The 16,475-nt window shown below is 73.2% G+C and carries 14 protein-coding genes; 5 read left to right on the forward strand and 9 right to left on the reverse strand.

Translation table 11 applies throughout. From position 1 onward, the window contains the following. Positions 1-47 precede the first annotated feature (47 nt). Both ACZ56V_RS18260 and ACZ56V_RS18265 read left to right on the forward strand, forming a co-directional pair. A complete protein-coding gene (locus ACZ56V_RS18260; protein WP_356365367.1) occupies positions 48-1,625 on the forward strand; it encodes an ABC1 kinase family protein in 1,578 nt (525 codons plus the stop codon). Positions 1,626-1,668: 43 nt separating this feature from the next. Further along, on the forward strand, positions 1,669-2,547 hold the full coding sequence (locus ACZ56V_RS18265; protein WP_467381493.1) for an SAM-dependent methyltransferase: 879 nt from the start codon (positions 1,669-1,671) through the stop codon (positions 2,545-2,547). 57 nt (positions 2,548-2,604) lie between these two features. On the opposite strand, the gene ACZ56V_RS18270 is transcribed toward ACZ56V_RS18265, so the two are convergent. The 9 genes from ACZ56V_RS18270 to ACZ56V_RS18310 form a co-directional block, all read right to left on the reverse strand. Then, positions 2,605-3,843 carry a wax ester/triacylglycerol synthase domain-containing protein gene (locus ACZ56V_RS18270; protein ID WP_467381494.1) on the reverse strand — a complete coding sequence of 413 codons (1,239 nt, stop codon included), beginning with the start codon at positions 3,841-3,843 and terminating at the stop codon, positions 2,605-2,607. A gap of 91 nt (positions 3,844-3,934) precedes the next feature. Next, positions 3,935-5,257: an NAD(P)/FAD-dependent oxidoreductase gene (locus tag ACZ56V_RS18275; RefSeq protein ID WP_468943364.1), complete on the reverse strand. Its 1,323-nt coding sequence runs from the start codon at positions 5,255-5,257 to the stop codon at positions 3,935-3,937. Further along, positions 5,254-5,853, reverse strand: coding sequence for a flavin reductase family protein (locus ACZ56V_RS18280; protein WP_468943367.1), 600 nt, complete (start codon positions 5,851-5,853; stop codon positions 5,254-5,256). Before ACZ56V_RS18280 ends, ACZ56V_RS18275 begins: the two co-directional genes overlap by 4 nt. Further along, positions 5,825-6,292, reverse strand: a complete 468-nt coding sequence (locus ACZ56V_RS18285) for an aromatase/cyclase (protein ID WP_467381499.1) — start codon at positions 6,290-6,292, stop codon at positions 5,825-5,827. Before ACZ56V_RS18285 ends, ACZ56V_RS18280 begins: the two co-directional genes overlap by 29 nt. Before the next feature lie 81 nt (positions 6,293-6,373). Then, the gene (locus ACZ56V_RS18290) at positions 6,374-7,735 is read right to left on the reverse strand and encodes an aspartate aminotransferase family protein (protein WP_467381501.1); all 1,362 of its coding nucleotides are present in this window, start codon (positions 7,733-7,735) and stop codon (positions 6,374-6,376) included. Further along, a complete protein-coding gene (locus tag ACZ56V_RS18295) occupies positions 7,732-8,850 on the reverse strand; it encodes an SDR family oxidoreductase (protein WP_468943371.1) in 1,119 nt (372 codons plus the stop codon). Before ACZ56V_RS18295 ends, ACZ56V_RS18290 begins: the two co-directional genes overlap by 4 nt. A gap of 54 nt (positions 8,851-8,904) precedes the next feature. Then, the gene (locus ACZ56V_RS18300) at positions 8,905-10,038 is read right to left on the reverse strand and encodes an acyl-CoA dehydrogenase (RefSeq protein ID WP_468943373.1); all 1,134 of its coding nucleotides are present in this window, start codon (positions 10,036-10,038) and stop codon (positions 8,905-8,907) included. A gap of 73 nt (positions 10,039-10,111) precedes the next feature. Then, positions 10,112-11,074 (reverse strand): bifunctional lysylphosphatidylglycerol flippase/synthetase MprF, encoded by a 963-nt coding sequence (locus tag ACZ56V_RS18305; RefSeq protein ID WP_468943376.1) that lies wholly within the window; start codon positions 11,072-11,074, stop codon positions 10,112-10,114. Next, positions 11,058-11,564 (reverse strand): hypothetical protein, encoded by a 507-nt coding sequence (locus ACZ56V_RS18310; RefSeq protein WP_468943378.1) that lies wholly within the window; start codon positions 11,562-11,564, stop codon positions 11,058-11,060. Before ACZ56V_RS18310 ends, ACZ56V_RS18305 begins: the two co-directional genes overlap by 17 nt. Positions 11,565-11,725: 161 nt before the next feature. Here ACZ56V_RS18310 and pdxR point away from each other — a divergent pair, with 161 nt between their 5' ends. The 3 genes from pdxR to ACZ56V_RS18325 all read left to right on the forward strand — a co-directional run bounded on the left by pdxR (position 11,726) and on the right by ACZ56V_RS18325 (position 16,472). Next, on the forward strand, positions 11,726-13,189 hold the full coding sequence (pdxR, locus tag ACZ56V_RS18315; protein ID WP_468943380.1) for a MocR-like pyridoxine biosynthesis transcription factor PdxR: 1,464 nt from the start codon (positions 11,726-11,728) through the stop codon (positions 13,187-13,189). 154 nt (positions 13,190-13,343) lie between these two features. Further along, positions 13,344-14,930, forward strand: coding sequence for an alkaline phosphatase D family protein (locus tag ACZ56V_RS18320; protein WP_467381511.1), 1,587 nt, complete (start codon positions 13,344-13,346; stop codon positions 14,928-14,930). 183 nt (positions 14,931-15,113) lie between these two features. Further along, the gene (locus tag ACZ56V_RS18325) at positions 15,114-16,472 is read left to right on the forward strand and encodes a GNAT family N-acetyltransferase (RefSeq protein WP_468943387.1); all 1,359 of its coding nucleotides are present in this window, start codon (positions 15,114-15,116) and stop codon (positions 16,470-16,472) included. The last annotated feature ends 3 nt before the right edge of the window (positions 16,473-16,475 follow it).

The raw sequence follows: 16,475 nt of genomic DNA on the forward strand, positions 1-16,475 counted from the left end.
GGCCGCCGTTCCGTACCCGGGTCCCGATCTGAGGAGGATCACACACGATGACGTCTGTCGTCGGCGATCGGCTGCGTCTCGTGGTCAGGGTACTGGGCAGCCTCGTGGCCGACGAGGTGGGACGGGCGACCCGGCTGCGGAGGCGTACGAAGCGGGACACGCGGTCCCCGGCGGAGGACACCGATGTCTCCGCCGGGTCCGCGGCGGAGGCCACCGCCGGGGCGGAGCAGCGCCGCGCCAAGGCGGTACGGCACGCCCTGGAGAGCCTCGGCCCCTTCTACGTGAAACTCGGCCAGGTCCTCTCCACCCGGCCCGACATGGTCCCCGAGTCCATCCGGGACGAACTGCAGAACCTGCACGACGAGGTCGACGTCCAGCCGTTCTCGGAGTTCGAGCCGGTACTGGCCCGGGACCTCGGGCCGAACTGGAAACTGCGCTTCGACGACATCGAGACCGTCGCCCCGCTGGGGGCGGCGTCCCTCGCCCAGGTCTACCGCGTGACGCTGCCCGGCGGGCGCGCGGCCGTGGTGAAGATCCAGCGGCCCGGCATCCGCGAGGGCGTACTCGCGGACATGGCCCTGATGCGCCGCGCGTCGAAGATCGTGGCCCGCGTCGCTCCCCGGTTCAACGAGGTCATCGACATCGAGGCGATGCTCGGCTCGGTCTTCGACGCCATGGAGCCGGAGCTGGACTTCACCGGCGAGGCCCGCAACATGGACGAGGCCCGCGAGCAGGTCCGGCCGTTCCGTTCGCTGGAGGTTCCCCGGGTACTGCACGCCAGCCCTCGGGTCCTCGTCCAGTCGCTGGCCGACGGGAAGTCGGTGCGGCACGTCGACCGCGCGCACTTCACGGACGACGAGCGCGTGGAGATCGGCAAGGACCTGCTGCGGTTCATGTACCACGGGTACTTCGTCCATCGCTTCTTCCACGCCGACCCGCACGCCGGCAACGTCTTCGCCGCTCCCGGCGGACCCGCGACGCTGATCGACTGGGGCATGGTCGGCCGCCTGGACCGCAGGACCAGTCTTCAGCTGCTGCCGCTGTTCATGACCCTGGCGCAGAACGACGGGGCCGGGACGGCGCAGCACTGGGCGGAGATGGGCCGGATGACGCCGTGGGCCAACATGCCCGCGTTCGCCGCCGACATGGCCGCGTTCGTGCCCAGGGTCTCCCATCTCTCACTGGAGGACATGAACTTCGGCGTCGCCCTCACCACCGTCCTGGCCAAGGCGACCAAGCGCGGGATCGGTTCGCCGCCGGCCGTCTCCCTGCTGGGCAAGTCCTTCGCGAACCTCGACGGTTCGGTGCGGTGCCTGGCTCCCGAGATCACGCTGCCCGAGGTGTTCCAGGCGGAGGTGCCGAAAATCCTTTTCGCACTGGGCCGCGAGTTCCTCGGCCGCAACCAGTTCGCCCGGAACACCATGGAGCTACTGCTGGCCGCCGTCACCAGTCCCGAACAGGTCCGGGGCGTCCTCTCCGACGTGGCCAACCGTCAGTTCGCACTGAACATCCACGAGCCGCGCACCCCCGCCGCGATGGGCGGCCAGCGGCCCACCCGCCCCTCCGGAAGCCTGCTCGCGCTGGGTGCCGCGGCCTTCCTGCTGGGCCGGCGCCGCTCCGGATGATCCGGGCCCGCACAGCCACCCCGCCCCACCTCAAGGAGATCCCATGCCGGAAACCACACGTCCGCAGTCACCGTTCGCGCCGCCCGCCGCAACCCCGCACGGCATTCCGTGCGCGGCGCTCTGGACGGCCGCCGCGCACGCGGCGGAGTACCTCCGGCCCGCGCCGCTCGTCCGCGACCCGTGGGCCGCCGACTTCCTCCACGCGGCCGGGTTCGACGGGGGCCCGCCCGGTGACGGACCGATGCAGCGCCTGCTGCCCGACTGGCAGGTGGTACGCACCCGCTTCTTCGACGACTACTCCCTCGCCGCGACCCGTTCGGGCTGCCGCCAGGTGGTGCTGCTCGGCTCCGGCCTGGACACCCGTGCCTTCCGGCTCGACTGGCCGACCGGGGTGCACGTCTTCGAGGTGGAGGACCCGGCCGTACTGGCCTTCAAGGAACGCGTACTGGACTTGAGCCGGGTCTCGTGCGGACGCCGCACGGTCGTCGGAGCCGACGGCGCGGCATCCTGGAGGGAGGAACTCAGGGCGGCGGGATTCGATCCCGGCAGGCCCACCGCATGGCTCTGCGAGGCACCCCTGTACTTCCTCCGGCCCCCGGAGGTCGAGGCCGTCGTCGCCGCGATGACCGAACTCTCCGCGCCCGGCAGCATGTTCGGCGCCGAGTGCGTGAACTCCGCGACCACGTCCTCCCCGCTCGTCGCGCCCTTCATGGACGCCCTGTCGACGATCGGACTGGCCTGGAACTGGCAGCTTGCCGAGCCGGAGCGCTGGTGGGCGGAGCACGGCTGGGACGCGGGGGTCGCCGACCTGTTCACGCTGCCGTACGTGGTCGAGCGCCTCTCCCCGTATCTGCCGCTGATCGGCACGGCCGCCGCGGAGAGCGTCTTCCTCACCACCGGAACGCTGCGCGGCACTCCCTGACACGGCACCACGCGCCGGCCCCGGACGCATCGTCCGGGGCCGGCGCGTGGTGCGTGGCTACGGCCGCTCCAGCTCCAGCAGCGCCGCGAGCCACAGGTCGGGGAGTTCGGCCGCGGCCGCCAGGGCCTCGTCGTGAACGACGGTCAGGCACGCGGTGTCGTGCTGGCTCGTCAGCGTCGTCACACACCGGATGCCTGACGCGACGCCGGCGAAGGTGGCCGCGCGACGGGCCGCGACCCCCTGGTGGACCAGGGCCGTACCGAAGTTCACGCTGCTCACCGGGCCGGCCACGAACGCCCCGCGGACCAGGCGGGTGCCCACGGTGGCACCGAGCGTCCGCGGGGCGGTGGACAGCAGCAGGCGCATGGCGTCGCGCCGCCGGCTCTCCCGCAGCCGGCCGGTGCGGGCGACGACCCGGGCCAGGGCCCGCCGGGGTGACTCCTCGTCGCAGGGCAGCAGGAGCCGAGCGGTGACCATGCGGTTGCCCGGGGCGTACTCCTCCCCCGGGGCCCGGACCGACATCGGGATCGACACGGGCAGCGGCGGATGGGCCGAGCCGGTGCCCTTCAGGTACCAGGTGCGGACGGCGTGGGACAGGGCCGCGAGATAGACGTCCGTGATCGTGCCGCCGTGGGCGCGGGCGATGGCGCGCAGCCGGGCCAGCGGGGTGTCGGCGTGGCAGACGTCGACGCGGCCCGTGGATTCTCCGTCGAACGCGGGTTTCGGGGTGGGCGCGCGGAAGGCGGCCACCACCTCGCCCAGGGCGTCCGCGAGGCCGTGTGCGGTGGGCCGGGCGGGATGCTGTGGGGCCGGTCCGCCCTCGGGGTGGTCGGCGAGGAGAGCGCGGGCGGTGTAGGCGGCGCCCATGCCGTCCTGGAAGGCGTGGTCGGTTCGGTAGACCAGGGTGTGGCGGTCCGGGCCGTGGACCAGCCACACGTCCCAGGGCGGCCGGTCGTCCGTGCTCATCGGCCGGGACAGCACCAGGCGGCTGGTCGCCGACCCGTCGGTGTCCTCGGGCAGCCACGCCTCGTGCACATGCCGGTCCACCGCGATCCGGTCCACTCGCCGGAATTTCAGGCGGTCCCGTGCGATGCGGTAGCGCAGCGTCGGGACGCGGTGGACGCGTTCGGCGACCCGCGCGCGAACGGAGTCCAGGGTGGGGGCACGGCCTTCGAACCCGAACGTGAACGCGAGGGGCAGGGGGCTGCCGCCCGTCGCCAGGTGGAACGCGACATCTGCGGTTCCCATGGACAGGGCCGACGGCAGGCGGCCGTCCGTACCGAAGTCGGGTCGCATGGTGGAACCTCCTGGTCGGGTTCTGAGGGTCTGTGGGGCTGCGAGGCTGGGGTCCGCGCAGCTGGAGTACGGATGCGGGCAGCGCCCGCCGTCAGCATGAATGACGCGCGATTCGCCCCATCGCGTCCACGTACGCCCGCAGCAGGGGCCCCGCGGGTCCGCGTGCGGGCAGGCGGGGGGCCCGGGAACGGTGCCACGGGAGCGGTTCGCCGGATTCCGGCTCACCCAGCAGGGCCGCGGCCACGTGCGCGCCGTGCGCCACGGACAGGGCGAGTCCGTGCCCGCAGCAGCCGCCGATGTACCAGACGTCGTCGAAGCCCGGCACCGGCCCCACCACCGGCAGGTCGTCGCCCGTCATGCCGATGCGGCCGGACCAGCGGTGGGTGACCCGTACCCGGGCGAGGTCCGGATGCAGGGACCGCAGCCACCTCTCCAGCCGGGCCCAGGCACGCTCCCTGACGGCCTGGAGACGGGGAGCGCCGATACCCCCCGGGACCGTGGCGGTACCGCCGCCCGCCACCAGGCCCTGGTCCGGGAGCAGCCGGAAGTACGGCGCCAACGGGACGGCGTCGACGACGGAGTGTCCGGCGCGCCCGCCCAGGGCCTCGTAGGCCGGGGCGCTCAGCGGTTCGGTGGCGACGGCGTACACCTCGAGCGGCAGGACCGTGCCGACCGGCAGGTCCAGTGCCTGCGCGGCCGAGTTGACGGCCAGCACCGCCTGACCGGCGTAGAGCCTGCCGTGCGGGAGGACCAGCTCGGGGCCGACCAGATCGCCGGGGCGGAGGGCCAGCAGCGGGCTGCGGCCGTAGAATCGCACGCCTTTGTCGGCGCAGGCACGGGCGAGGGCGCAGGTCAGAGCGGCCGGGTCGAGGGTCGCGGCGGGGCGGTGCAGGAGTGCCGCCCGGTAGGGCACGCCGACCCGGTCGCGGATGCCGGCCGGGGTGAGGACGGGGACGTCCAGACCGAGTTCGCGGCAGGCGCGCGCCTGGCGGGCTAGTGCCACCAGGCCCGCGGACGACCGCGTGGCCACCAGCTGCTCGCCGGGCCGCAGCCCGCAGGGCACGTCGAGCCGGGCGCACAGGGCGAGGACGTCCCGCACCGCCCGCTCACTGGCCCGGTGCATCCTGCGCGCCGTCTGCGGGCCGAAGCGGCGCACCGCGCGGTCGACCGCGGGGCCGGCCCGGGGGCCCAGCAGACCGGTGCCCCGGCCGCTGGCGCCGGCGGCCGGGTGCTCGGCGTCCACCACCGCGATGTCGAGCCCGGGGGCTCGCTCCGCCAGGTGGTAGGCGCAGGACAGCCCGGCCAAGCCGGCCCCGACGACGGCCACGTCGGCGGTGACCACGCCGTGCAGCTGGGGCTGCCTCGGCAGTTCCGCGGGGTCCCAGTACGGCGTTCCGGCCGATGGCCTGGTCATCCGGCGGCGTCCGGCACCGGCTCGGTCAGCGCACCGAACCGGCGGTCGTGCCACAGCAGCGGGCGCCCGCCGCCCACGTGCACGGCGGCGATCCGGCCGACGACGAGGTGGTGGTCGCCGTAGCGGCGTACGTCCTCGGTCAGGCACACCGACCAGGCGAGCGCGCCGGCCAGCACGGGGACGCCCAGCACCTGCCGGGTGTCCGTCCCGGCGAACCGCTCGGCCGCGGTCGTCACCGGGGACGCGAACCGGCCCGCGAGCTCCCGCTGTTCCTCGCGCAGCAGGTGCACGGCGAAGACCCGGCGGGCGCGGACGGCGGCGAGGGTGCGGGAGCCGTCGCGCAGACAGGCAAGGAGCAGCGGCGGGCGGGCGGAGAGCGAGGTGACGGCGGACACCGTCATACCGAGCGGGCCGTCCTCGCCGCGGGCGGTCACGACGGTCACGCCGGCGGCCAGCTTGGCGTACAGGCCGAGACAGCGGGCAGCGCCGGGCCCCGGTTCCTCGTGCAGCGCTTCCTCGCGCGGCGGGTCGGCGGCCGGCGGCGGGGCTCCCGCGGCGGCCGCCCGGTCAGTCACCAGCCGCAGCCGCGCGCTCATCGATCACCTCCGCGCCCGCAAGGCCCCGCAGCACGCGGGCGATGTTGGTCCGCAGGGTCGACTCGGCCACCGGGTCGAGGATCTCGGCCATGGAAGGGATGCCGAGGTCGAAGGCCGCGGTGAAGACGACGAGCGTGCCGCTGTCCCTCGCTTCGCAGCGCCAGCTCCCCTCGAAGGCCTGGAAGTCGCCGCTGAGCTGTTCGAAGGCGATGGAGTACGTCTCGGGCGAGTAGGTGTCGCGTTCCCGCCACCGCATCAGACCGCCCCGGAACTCGACGGTCCAGTCCGAGACCGTGGAGCCGTCGGGCAGCGCAGGCTCGACGTGCACCTCGCGGAAGGTGTCGCTGTGCTCGGGATACCGGCGGAAGTCGCTGATGCGGGCGAAGACGTCGGCGGGTGCCAGTTCGTCGGCGAGGGCGTGCAGGACCACGTGGCGCATGGGTCGTTCGGTTCCTTCCCGGAGGGTTTCCGGACGCTGGTGTCCGGAGCTGGAGGCTGGCGCCGGCGCCAGGAGCCGGTGTCAGCCGGTCATACGGTCGGCTGTGCCACGCAGGGCCGCGCCGAGGGTGGTGAGGAACAGGTCGAGCGCGGAGTCCTCGACCACGGCCGGCGGGGTCAGCCGCAGCACCCGGGTGGAGTTGAGGGAGTTGTTGACGAGCACACCGCGGGAGATCAGTTCCAGCAGGAGTTCGCCGACCGCCTGTTCTTCGGCGAACTCGATACCGATCAGCAGACCCCGGCCGCGCACTTCGCGGACCAGTCCGCCCTGGTACGGCGCGCACACGTCCCGTACGGCGGTGAGGATGCGCGGGCCGAGCGCGGCGGCCCGGGCCACGGTGTCCTCCTCCTCCATCGCCCGTACGGTGGCGAGGGCGGCGGCGCAGGCGATCGGCGAGGCACCGAAGGTGGAGGTGTGCAGGTAGGGGTCGCGGCTGAAGGGGGCGTAGGCCTCCGCGGTGGCGACCATCGCGGCGACCGGTACGACACCGCCGCTGAGTCCCTTGCCGACGAGCAGCACGTCCGGACGCACGTCCTCGGCGTCGACGCCCCACCAGGTGCCCAGCCGTCCCATGCCGGTCTGGATCTCGTCGACGACCAGCAGGGCGCCGTGCTCCCGGCACAGCGCCCGCACCTGGCTGAGGTAGCCGTGGCGGGGGATGCGTACGCCGCCCTCGCCCTGGACGGGTTCGAGGATGACGCAGGCCCGGTCGCGGTGGGCGGCCAGCGCCTGTTCGAGGTCGGCCGGGTCGTCGTAGGCCACCTGTGTGACGTCCGGGAGCAGGGGCTGGAAGGGCGTCTGGTAGGTGGCGTTGGCGGTGACGCTCAGCGCGCCGAGGGTCTTGCCGTGGAAGCCGCTGCGGGTGGTGATCACCGAGGTGAGTCCGTGGGCGCGAGCCAGTTTCAGGGCCGCTTCGGTGGCCTCGGCGCCGGAGTTGACGAAGTGGACGTAGTCGAGGCCGGGTGGGGTGTGGGCGGCCAGGGCCTGGGCGGCCCGGGCGGCGACGGGTTCGAGGAGGACGCGACTGGCCAGCGGGTGGGTGTCGATCTGCCGGTGCACCGCTTCGACGACGGCCGGGTGGCGGTGGCCCATGATGAAGACGCCGTAGCCGCCGAAGTCCAGGAAGCGGCGGCCGTCGTCGGTGTGGATCCAGACCCCCTCGGAGCGGACCTCGGCCATGCCGCCCATGACACGGCCCATCACGGCACGGCCGGAGCCGATGTGCTTCAGGTAGAGGTCCACGATGTCGGGCCGGTCGGTTCCGGCGGGCGGGGTGACGGACTCGGAGGACGGCGCGGAAGGCTCGGAGGACGGGGCGGCGGACGGGGCGGCGGACCCGGCGGACGTCCGGGTGGTCCCGGTGGAGGGGGGTGACATGGTCATGACGCCACCTCCATGGGGGCGGTCGCGGCGGTCCGTTTCCGGCTGAGGCCGGCCCTGTCCCCCGCCCAGCTCTCCGCGTTGCGTACGAGCGCGGCCCGGATGTCGGTCCGGGTCAGGCGGGTGCCGCAGCCGGGTTCGCCGAGGGAGGTGTCGAACGGCAGCTCCCGCTGGAACACCAGCAGCAGTTCCGCGTAGGACTCCAGCCGCCGCCGGAGGGACGCGGGCAGCGAGGTGCCCTCCAGCATGGGCAGGAGCAGCCGGTGCACGGCCTCGACGGGGATGAGCCGGGGCCGCTGCGGCCGCGGAAGGCCGTGGCGTACGGCGACGTCCGCGCAGACGTCGGCGAACTCCCGCAGGTCGATGGCCTCCTTGCCGGCCGTCAGCCAGTACTCTCCGTCGGCCACACCGCCCCGGACCAGGTCGCCGATGGCCCGCGAGACGTAGTCCTGGGGCACCATGTCGATCCGGGTCTCGGGGGCTCCGGGCAGCACCGGGGCCTGCCCCAGGACCATCGAGCCGATCGTCTTGGTCAGCCCCTGTTGACCGGCGATCCGCCCGCTGACGGAGTCGCCCATGACGACCGAGGGCCGGACGATGGCGCCGGGCACGCCCGCCTCGCGTGTCATCTGTTCGGCCCTGGCCTTGGAGTCGAGGTAGGCGGCGGCACCCGGAAAGCGCCGGCGGTCCTCCTCGCTGGGGGTGTTGGCCACGAACGCGGTACTCACCAGGTACAGCGGGGCGTCGGCCCGGGCCGCCAGGTCGAGCACGTTGTCTGCACCGCGCAGGTTGGTGCGCGTGATGTCCTGTGGCGGAGTACGCCAGTTGGTCTCGGCGGCGGAGTGCAGCACCACGTCCACCTCAAGGGCCAGTTCGTGCCAGGCCAGTGGGCTCAGGCCGAGCCGGGGAGCGACCAGGTCGCCCTGGAGCTCGCGCACCCGGGGATCACGCAACGGTGTGTTGCGGCGCAGGCACAGCAGGTCGAAGTCGGGTGACAGCTCGTCGATCAGGGCACGTCCGAGCACTCCGGAACCGCCGGTGAGCAGCAGGGAGGGGCGGTCGCGCCGTCCCGTACGGCCGACGGGCAGGAGGGCGAGACGCGGGTTGTCTGACGGCATGGGGGGTGTGTTCTCCAACGGGTCTCGGCCCACCGATGGACGGTGGGGGCGCGGTCAGGCGATGGCGAGTGGCCGGTCCGCCAGGTACGCGGACAACGGCGCGGTCATCCTGGAGCGCGACGGCGGGTGCAGGGAGAGACCGTTGGCGCAGGCGGCCAGATGGCCCACCTCGTCGGACGTCATGAAGTTGAGGCCGCCGAGGAGTTCGACCGCGCGCGGGACGACCCGGGCGATGGCGTCCTGGACGCCGTAGCGCACGTACAACGCCTGGGCGAGCGCCGACTCGTCGAGGTCACCGGCGTCGATACGCCGGGCGACGCCCTCGGCGGTGGCCATGGCGGCCTCGGTCTCGACGAAGAGGCGTACGCGCTCGTGCTCGGGGATGCGGTCGTTCAGCAGCACCCGCTCCACCAGCGCGCTCGCGGCGCCGAGGTAGCTGCCCGTCATCAGCGTCTGGAACCAGATCAGACCGGCCGTCTGAAGTTCGTCGAGCTGTTCACCGGAGGACGTCGCGGTGCGCAGCAGGAGTTCCGGCGGTACGAGGACGTCGGTGAGCGTGACCTGTTCGCTCTCGGCCCCGGCGAGGAAGGCGCTGGACCAGAAACCGCTGACGCTCATCCCCTCGCTCTCCGCGGGCACGAGGGCTACGGCGAGTTCGTCGCCCTGCCCGTCCTCGCGCGGGATCATCACGCTGGCGGTGAGCACGTCCATGGAGTGGGCCAGGCTGCACGGCCGTTTGACGCCGTTGATCCGGACGCCGTCCGCGGTCACCGTGGCGGTCATCGACGGGTCGAGGATGCCCGCGCCGCTGCGGCCCTCGGCGAAGCCGGAGGCGATCACGCGGTTGGACGAGGCCACGCCCTCGATCAGCATCCACTCCAAGCCGTCCCCGAGGCCGCCGATCCCGACAAGGGTGGCCATGGAGAAGTGATGCATGGTGGTGGCCACGGCCAGGGACGGCGAGCGGCTGCCGATGGCCCGCTGCACGCGCAGGGCGTCGAGCGCGGTGGCGCCCCGGCCCTGGTGGGACTCGGGGACGAGCAGTCCTGGACCGCCGCTGTCCCGGAAGTGCCGGATGCCCGGGCTGCCCGGCCGCTCCAGTTCCATCAGCGGGGCCTCGCGCAGGGCCGGGTCCAGTTCGGGCAGCAGCTTCGCGAGGGTGGCGCGTTCACGCTCTAGGAATCTCATGGGCGTGCGGTCCTCCAGGGTGGGATGAATACGGAAATCGGCGCGGCACTCGCGCGGCCGTGGACGAGGTGGCTCAGAGGGCGTTGGTGGCGCGCAGCAACTGCCAGACCGCGCCGGGGCGAGGTCTGCCGCGGAAGGCGATGTACTCCGGCAGGACCACGTGCGGGGCCCACTTCTGCTTGTACTCGAGCTGGGAGGCCGCCGGGTAGATCACGTCGCCGCGCTCGGCCAGGAGACGGGTGAACCGGGTGAACACACGGCTGGCACAGGGTAGTTCGTGCTCCGGGTCGAGCCCGGTGAACGGGGTGAAGCCGAAGTGCAGCCAGCCGGCCCCGTCGGCGGTGAGCCGTTCCATGACGGTGGCGTTGAGCGCCTCCATCACGCCGGGCGGAGCGTCGGGGCGGCGTCGGCTGAGATCGTGCAGCCAGCCGGAGCGGCTGCCGTAGACCGGCGAGTAGTTGATGTAGCCGACCGTCTCGCCGTCGATCCGGCCGACGAACAGACGGCGGTGCCTCTGCAGGTGCCCGTTGCGCTGGCCGACGAGGAAGCGCAGCTCCTTGACGTGCCGGCCCTTGTCCCGCAGCCAGCACTGGTCGATCCGGTCCAGTTCGGCGCAGTCGTCGCCGGCCATGACCTCGGCGACATCCAGGCCCGCCCGCCGGGCACGCGAGATCTTGTTCCGCAGCCGGACGAACCGTGAGCCGCGCAGCGTGAAACGGCTCAGGTCGACCGCGTACGACGCCCCGAGCTGGTTGACCGTGAAGCCGTGCGCCGCGTACAGCTCGGCGTCCGCCCGCTGCAGTTGCACGGCGACCAGACGGCGGCCGGCGTGGGCGGCGAACGCGTCCAGCAGGCGTGCACGGTGTTCCGGCGCGGTGAACGGGCCGCCGAATTGCAGTACGTAGCGGCCCGAGGTGCGATAGGCGCAGGCGCCGTCGAACCCGCCGTCGTGGAAGTACGCGTTCCCGCTGTTGAGGGCGAGAAAGGAACTGGGGTTGTCGCTGTGCGCGGCGAGGGTGTCAAGCACGGACGGCATCGGTGTCCTCCTCGGCAGTCCGCGCGGCGGCGTTCGCGCCGGAAACCGCCGCCGAGTGGTACCGCTGCTCGAACCTCCGGAACTCCGGCGTGGTTTCCGGTTCGAAGGCGACACCGAAGGGTTTGAGGGAGTTCCCGAAGAGGGCCCGGTCGCCCATGAGGTGGATCGGGAGGGCCAGCAGTGCCCATTCCGGCCGGACCAACAGCGCCCACGCCCCGGCCAGGGCACCGGCTGTGACCAGGCTGTGCATCGTGTTGTAGGCCACGTAGTAGCCGCGCGGAACGTGTCCGTCCGGGCTGCGCCGGAAGGCGATCGCGCCGGGCAGGTATCCGACGACGTCGATCACCGCGAACAGGAGCACGAAGACGGCCCAGCGGATTTCCGTGAGGTGCTGGAACGCGAGCACGACAGATACGGTGAGAAAGCCAAGCCATTCGAGTCGGGAGAGAGCGAAGGTGGTCTTCGTCTCGAAACGGTTCTTGGAGTCCACGGGCGCTCCTGGATTGCGCGTACGATTCCGGGGCGCGACCTCGCTCTGCCCCCTCGCTGTGGTCTGTCACTCTGGTTTACGCACCAGCGGGTCCAACCCCTCGTAAAGTGGGGATGATTGAGAAGACGTGGTGCGACGTGACGTTCGGGGGGACTTCTTTCATGACGCCGTCGACCGGTCCGGGCGGCCCTGCGGGCTCCGCCGCCGGCAGCGCGGCCTGGGAGTTGCTGCTGCCCGCCGCCTCGGCACCGGCACGCGCGCGTGGCCGCGCCCTGCAAGAGGCCCTGCGCGACGCGGTCCGCTCGGGCCGGCTCACGCCGGGCACCCGCCTCCCGTCCAGCCGGGACCTGGCGGCCGATCTCAAGGTGTCGCGAGGGCTGGTGACGGAGGCATACGGGCAGCTGACGGCCGAGGGCTATCTGCGCAGCGGGAGGGGCGCGGGGACGTGGGTGGGGGATGCCGTACGGGCCGCCCGTCCGCGCGCGCGTGATCTCGCCCCGCGCTCCCCCGCCGATCGCGTCGACTTCGTGCCGGGGACACCGGATCTGTCGCTCTTCCCGCGCTCGGCGTGGGCCGCCGCGCAGCGGAGCGTGCTGACGGAGCTGCCGCACGGGAGCCTCGGCTACCCCGACCCGCGCGGGCTGCCCCGGCTGCGGACCGCGCTGGCCGAGCTGCTCGCGCGGCGCCGGGGCGTGGTGGCCGACCCGGAACGGATCATGGTGGTCTCCGGCGTGGCACAGGCCACCTCGCTGCTGGCGAGCGTGCTCCACGCGCGCGGGACGCGCACCGCCGGCGTCGAGGACCCCGGCAGCCCCCAGCACCACGCCCTGTACGCCGCGGCGGGCCTCGACACCGTGCCCCTCCCCCTGGACGACGAGGGCCTCTCCACGGGCCCGCTGTACGCGTCGGGCGTCCGGCTCGTCGTGACGACACCGGCCCACCAGTTCCCCACCGGGATCGCCTACTCGGCGCGGCGCCGTGCCGAACTGCTCGGCTGGGCACGGTCCGTGGACGGCCTCGTCCTGGAGGACGACTACGACGGCGACTTCCGCTACGACCGTGCCCCCGTGGGCGCTCTCCAGGGGCTCGATCCGGAACGCGTCGCCTACACGGGTTCGGTCAGCAAGTCCCTCGCCCCGGGGCTGCGGCTGGGCTGGCTGCTGGTGCCGGAGTGGCTGACGGACGACGTGGTCGAGCGCAAACGCACCACGGACCTCGGGCATCCGGCCCTCGACCAGGCGCTCTTCGCCCGCTTCGTGGAGCGCGGCGACTACGACCGCCAACTGCGCGTCTGTCAGCGCGCCTACCGCGAGCGCCGCGACACCCTGGTGGCCGCGCTGGCCGAGCACTTCCCCGGCTCGCGGGTCACCGGCATAGCCGCCGGCCTGCACGCCATCGCCACGCTTCCCGAGCGGTACGGGCCCGAGGAGGGCTTCCTCGCGCGCGTGGCGGAGGCGGGCGTCGCGGTGCGCCCACTGGCGGCGTACGCGCACGGCGGTGCGGCCGGTGGCCCGGTGGGCGAGCGGCCGGTGACGGGGAAGGCGGTGCGGCTGGTGCTGGGGTACGCGCATCTGACGCCGGGACGGATCCGGGCGGGGGTGGCGAGGATGGCCGCGGCGGTGTGACCCGGCGCTCGCGCACGGGCGCCGGACCGCTCGGGTCGTCCGGGTTGTTCACCCGCAATTTCCGTGGGCGCCGCGCCGTGCCAGTAGGTCTGGCTCTGCACACCGGCCCGAAACTGTCCCGCACCGGCCGGATCCCGTCCCTGGAGGCGCATCCATGTCACATCGTCCGTTGCCCGGCCGCCGCAGCGTGCTGCGCGGTTCGCTCGCCGCGTCGGCTGCCCTGACCCTGCCCACCGCCCTGGGGGCGGCGCCCGCGTTCGCCCGTTCCGGGCGGCCGGGGGCGGGCTGGGGCGTGCAGACGGGAGACGTGACCTCCCACTCCGGTCTGGTGTGGGTGCGCTCCGACCGGCCGGCCCGGATGATCGTCGAGACGTCGGCGACCGAGTCGTTCCGCCACCCGCACCGGTGGCACGGTCCGCTGCTCGGACGCGACACCGACTTCACCGGCACCACCCGGCTGCGCGGCCTGCCGCCGGGCGAGCAGATCCACTACCGCGTGCTCCTCGCCGACCCGGACGACCCGCGCCGCACCGGCGAGCCGGTCACCGGCACCTTCCGCACCGTGCCCGCCCGCCGCCGCGAGGGCGTGCGTTTCGTGTGGTCCGGCGACCTCGCGGGCCAGGGCTGGGGCATCAACCCCGACCTCGGCGGCTACCGCATCTACGACGCCATGGGCGCCCTGGACCCGGACTTCTTCCTGTGCAGCGGCGACAACATCTACGCCGACGGCCCCATCGCGGAGACGGCGACCCTGCCCGACGGCAGTACCTGGCGGAACATCACGACCGAGGAGAAGTCCAAGGTCGCCGAGACCCTCGCCGAGTTCCGCGGCAACTTCCGCTACAACCTGCTCGACGAGAACCTGCGGCGCTTCAACGCGCGGGTGCCGTCGATCATCCAGTGGGACGACCACGAGGTGCGCAACAACTGGTACCCGGGCCAGGTGATCGCGGACACGGACGACCGGTACACGGAGAAGAGCGTCGACGTACTGGCCGCCCGCGCCCGGCGCGCGTTCGGAGAGTACTTCCCGATCTCCACCCTGCGCCCCGGCGCGCGCGAGGGACGGGTGCACCGGGTGCTGCACCAGGGCCCGTTGCTCGACGTGTTCGTGCTGGACATGCGGACGTACCGCGACGCCAACTCCCCCGGCGAGCAGACCGTGGACCCGCAGGGCATCCTGGGCCGCGAGCAGTTGGAGTGGCTCAAGCGGGAACTGGCGCGGTCGCGTGCGGTGTGGAAGGTCATCGCGGCGGACATGCCGATCGGTCTGGTCGTGCCGGACGCCACCGAGGGCGCGCCCAACATCGAGGCGATCGCGCAGGGCGACCCCGGCGCACCACTGGGGCGCGAGCTGCAGATCGCCGAGCTGCTGCGCTTCGTCAAGCACCGCCGGATCACCGGCACGGTGTGGCTGACGGCCGACGTGCACCACACCTCGGCCCAGCACTACCAGCCCTCCCGGGCCGCGTTCGGTGACTTCGAACCGTTCTGGGAGTTCGTGTCCGGGCCGCTCAACGCGGGCGCGTTCCCGGCCAGCGCGCTGGACAACACCTTCGGTCCCGAACGGGTCTTCGTGAAGGCGCCGACCGCCTCGAACGTCTCGCCCGCGGGCGGCTACCAGTTCTTCGGCGAGGTCGAGATCGACGGCGACAGCGCCGACATGACGGTGCGGCTGCGCGAGCAGGACGGCACGGTGCTGTTCACGAAGGTGCTGCGGCCGGGCCGGGTGGGCCAGTAGCCCGCGCGTCCGGTCCCGTAGCCTGTCGGGTGCGCCGCGCACCGGCGTCATCCCCCGGTGCGCGGCCCCCGCAACCGGCCCGAAAGGGCGGAAAGCACCCCAGAAGCCTTCTTTACCCATCGGTCACAGAGCGTTCGTGATCACGCAACACCGTTCCTTCACAGTGGGTGCATGAGTCGAGACATGTCTGATGGGACGGATGCCGTGGCGCACCTCGTGGAGCACGGCACCGCGGTGCCCGCCCTGGTCCTGGCCTCGCTGGCGGCTCTGATCGCCACGGCGGGTTTCCACACCCGGTGGTCACGACGCCACGGGCAGGCGCCGCCGGCGGACGATACCGGCGCCCGGCCACCGACCCCCGAGCGGCCGGCCGGGACCGGACCGACCGGTACGGGAGCGGCCGGGACCGGGCCGGCCGGGTCCGAACCGGGCGGTGAGAGCGCGCTGTGGCGGATGCGGACGACGGTGCGGGACGCGCCGGGATCGCTGGCCGTGCTCTGCGCGGCCCTCGCCGAGCGGCGGATCGACATCCTGAGCCTGCAGACGCACCCGCTGACCGAGGGCACGGTGGACGAGTTCCTGCTCCGTGCCCCGGATGAGCTGAGCGGGACGGAGCTGGCCGGGGTGGTGACGGCGGCGGGCGGTGCCCGGACCTGGACCGAGCGGGCGGACGCCCACGACCTGGTGGACGCGCCGACCCGGGTGCTGGGCCTGGCCGCCCGTACGGCCCTGGACGCGGCGGAACTGCCGCTGGCGCTGCGGCAGTTGCTGGGCCGGTGCACCATCAGGTCCCTGCCCGCGACCGCCGACGCCCGGACGGGGGCGCACGCGGCCCAGGCCGTGCCGCCGGAGGGCACGTTCGAGGACACGGTGCTGCGGCTGCGCGCCCCGGAGGGCGGCGTGATCAGCGTGGAGCGCCCCCATCTGCCGTTCACCCCGGCCGAGTTCGCCCGGGCGCGGGCCCTGGTCGAGCTGGACGCCCGACTCGGTCCGCGGGTGCCGCGCGGCCGGGACGTGCTGACGCTGCCCGAGGGGAGCGACATCACGGTCCGCCGGGCGGACACGCGTGACGTTCCGGCCGCGAAGGCGATGCACGAGCGCTGCTCGGCGCGGACGCTCGGGATGCGGTACCACGGTCCGGTCGGGGACGCCGACCGGTATCTGGGCCATCTGCTCAGCCCGCGCTTCGGCCGCACCCTCGCCGTGCAGACCGCCTCCGGGCGGATCGTCGGGCTCGGTCATCTGCTGTGGGACGGGGACGAGACGGAGGTCGCGCTGCTCGTCGAGGACGGGTGGCAGCGCCGGGGCATCGGCGGCGAACTCCTCGCCCGCCTGGTGGCGATGGCGGCGGAGACGGGTTGCGAGAGCGTGTACGCGGTCACGCAGGCGTCCAACACCGGCATGGTCGCCGCGATGCGCGGCCTGGGCCTCCCCCTCGACTACCAGATCGAGGAGGGGACCCTGGTCGTCACGGCCCGACTGGACCCGTCGGCCGGCACCGCGGCACCGCTGCCGCACGGGGAGCGCATCGGCCGGGAGTGACGG

Source organism: Streptomyces sp. NPDC034099 (genome assembly GCF_055575415.1).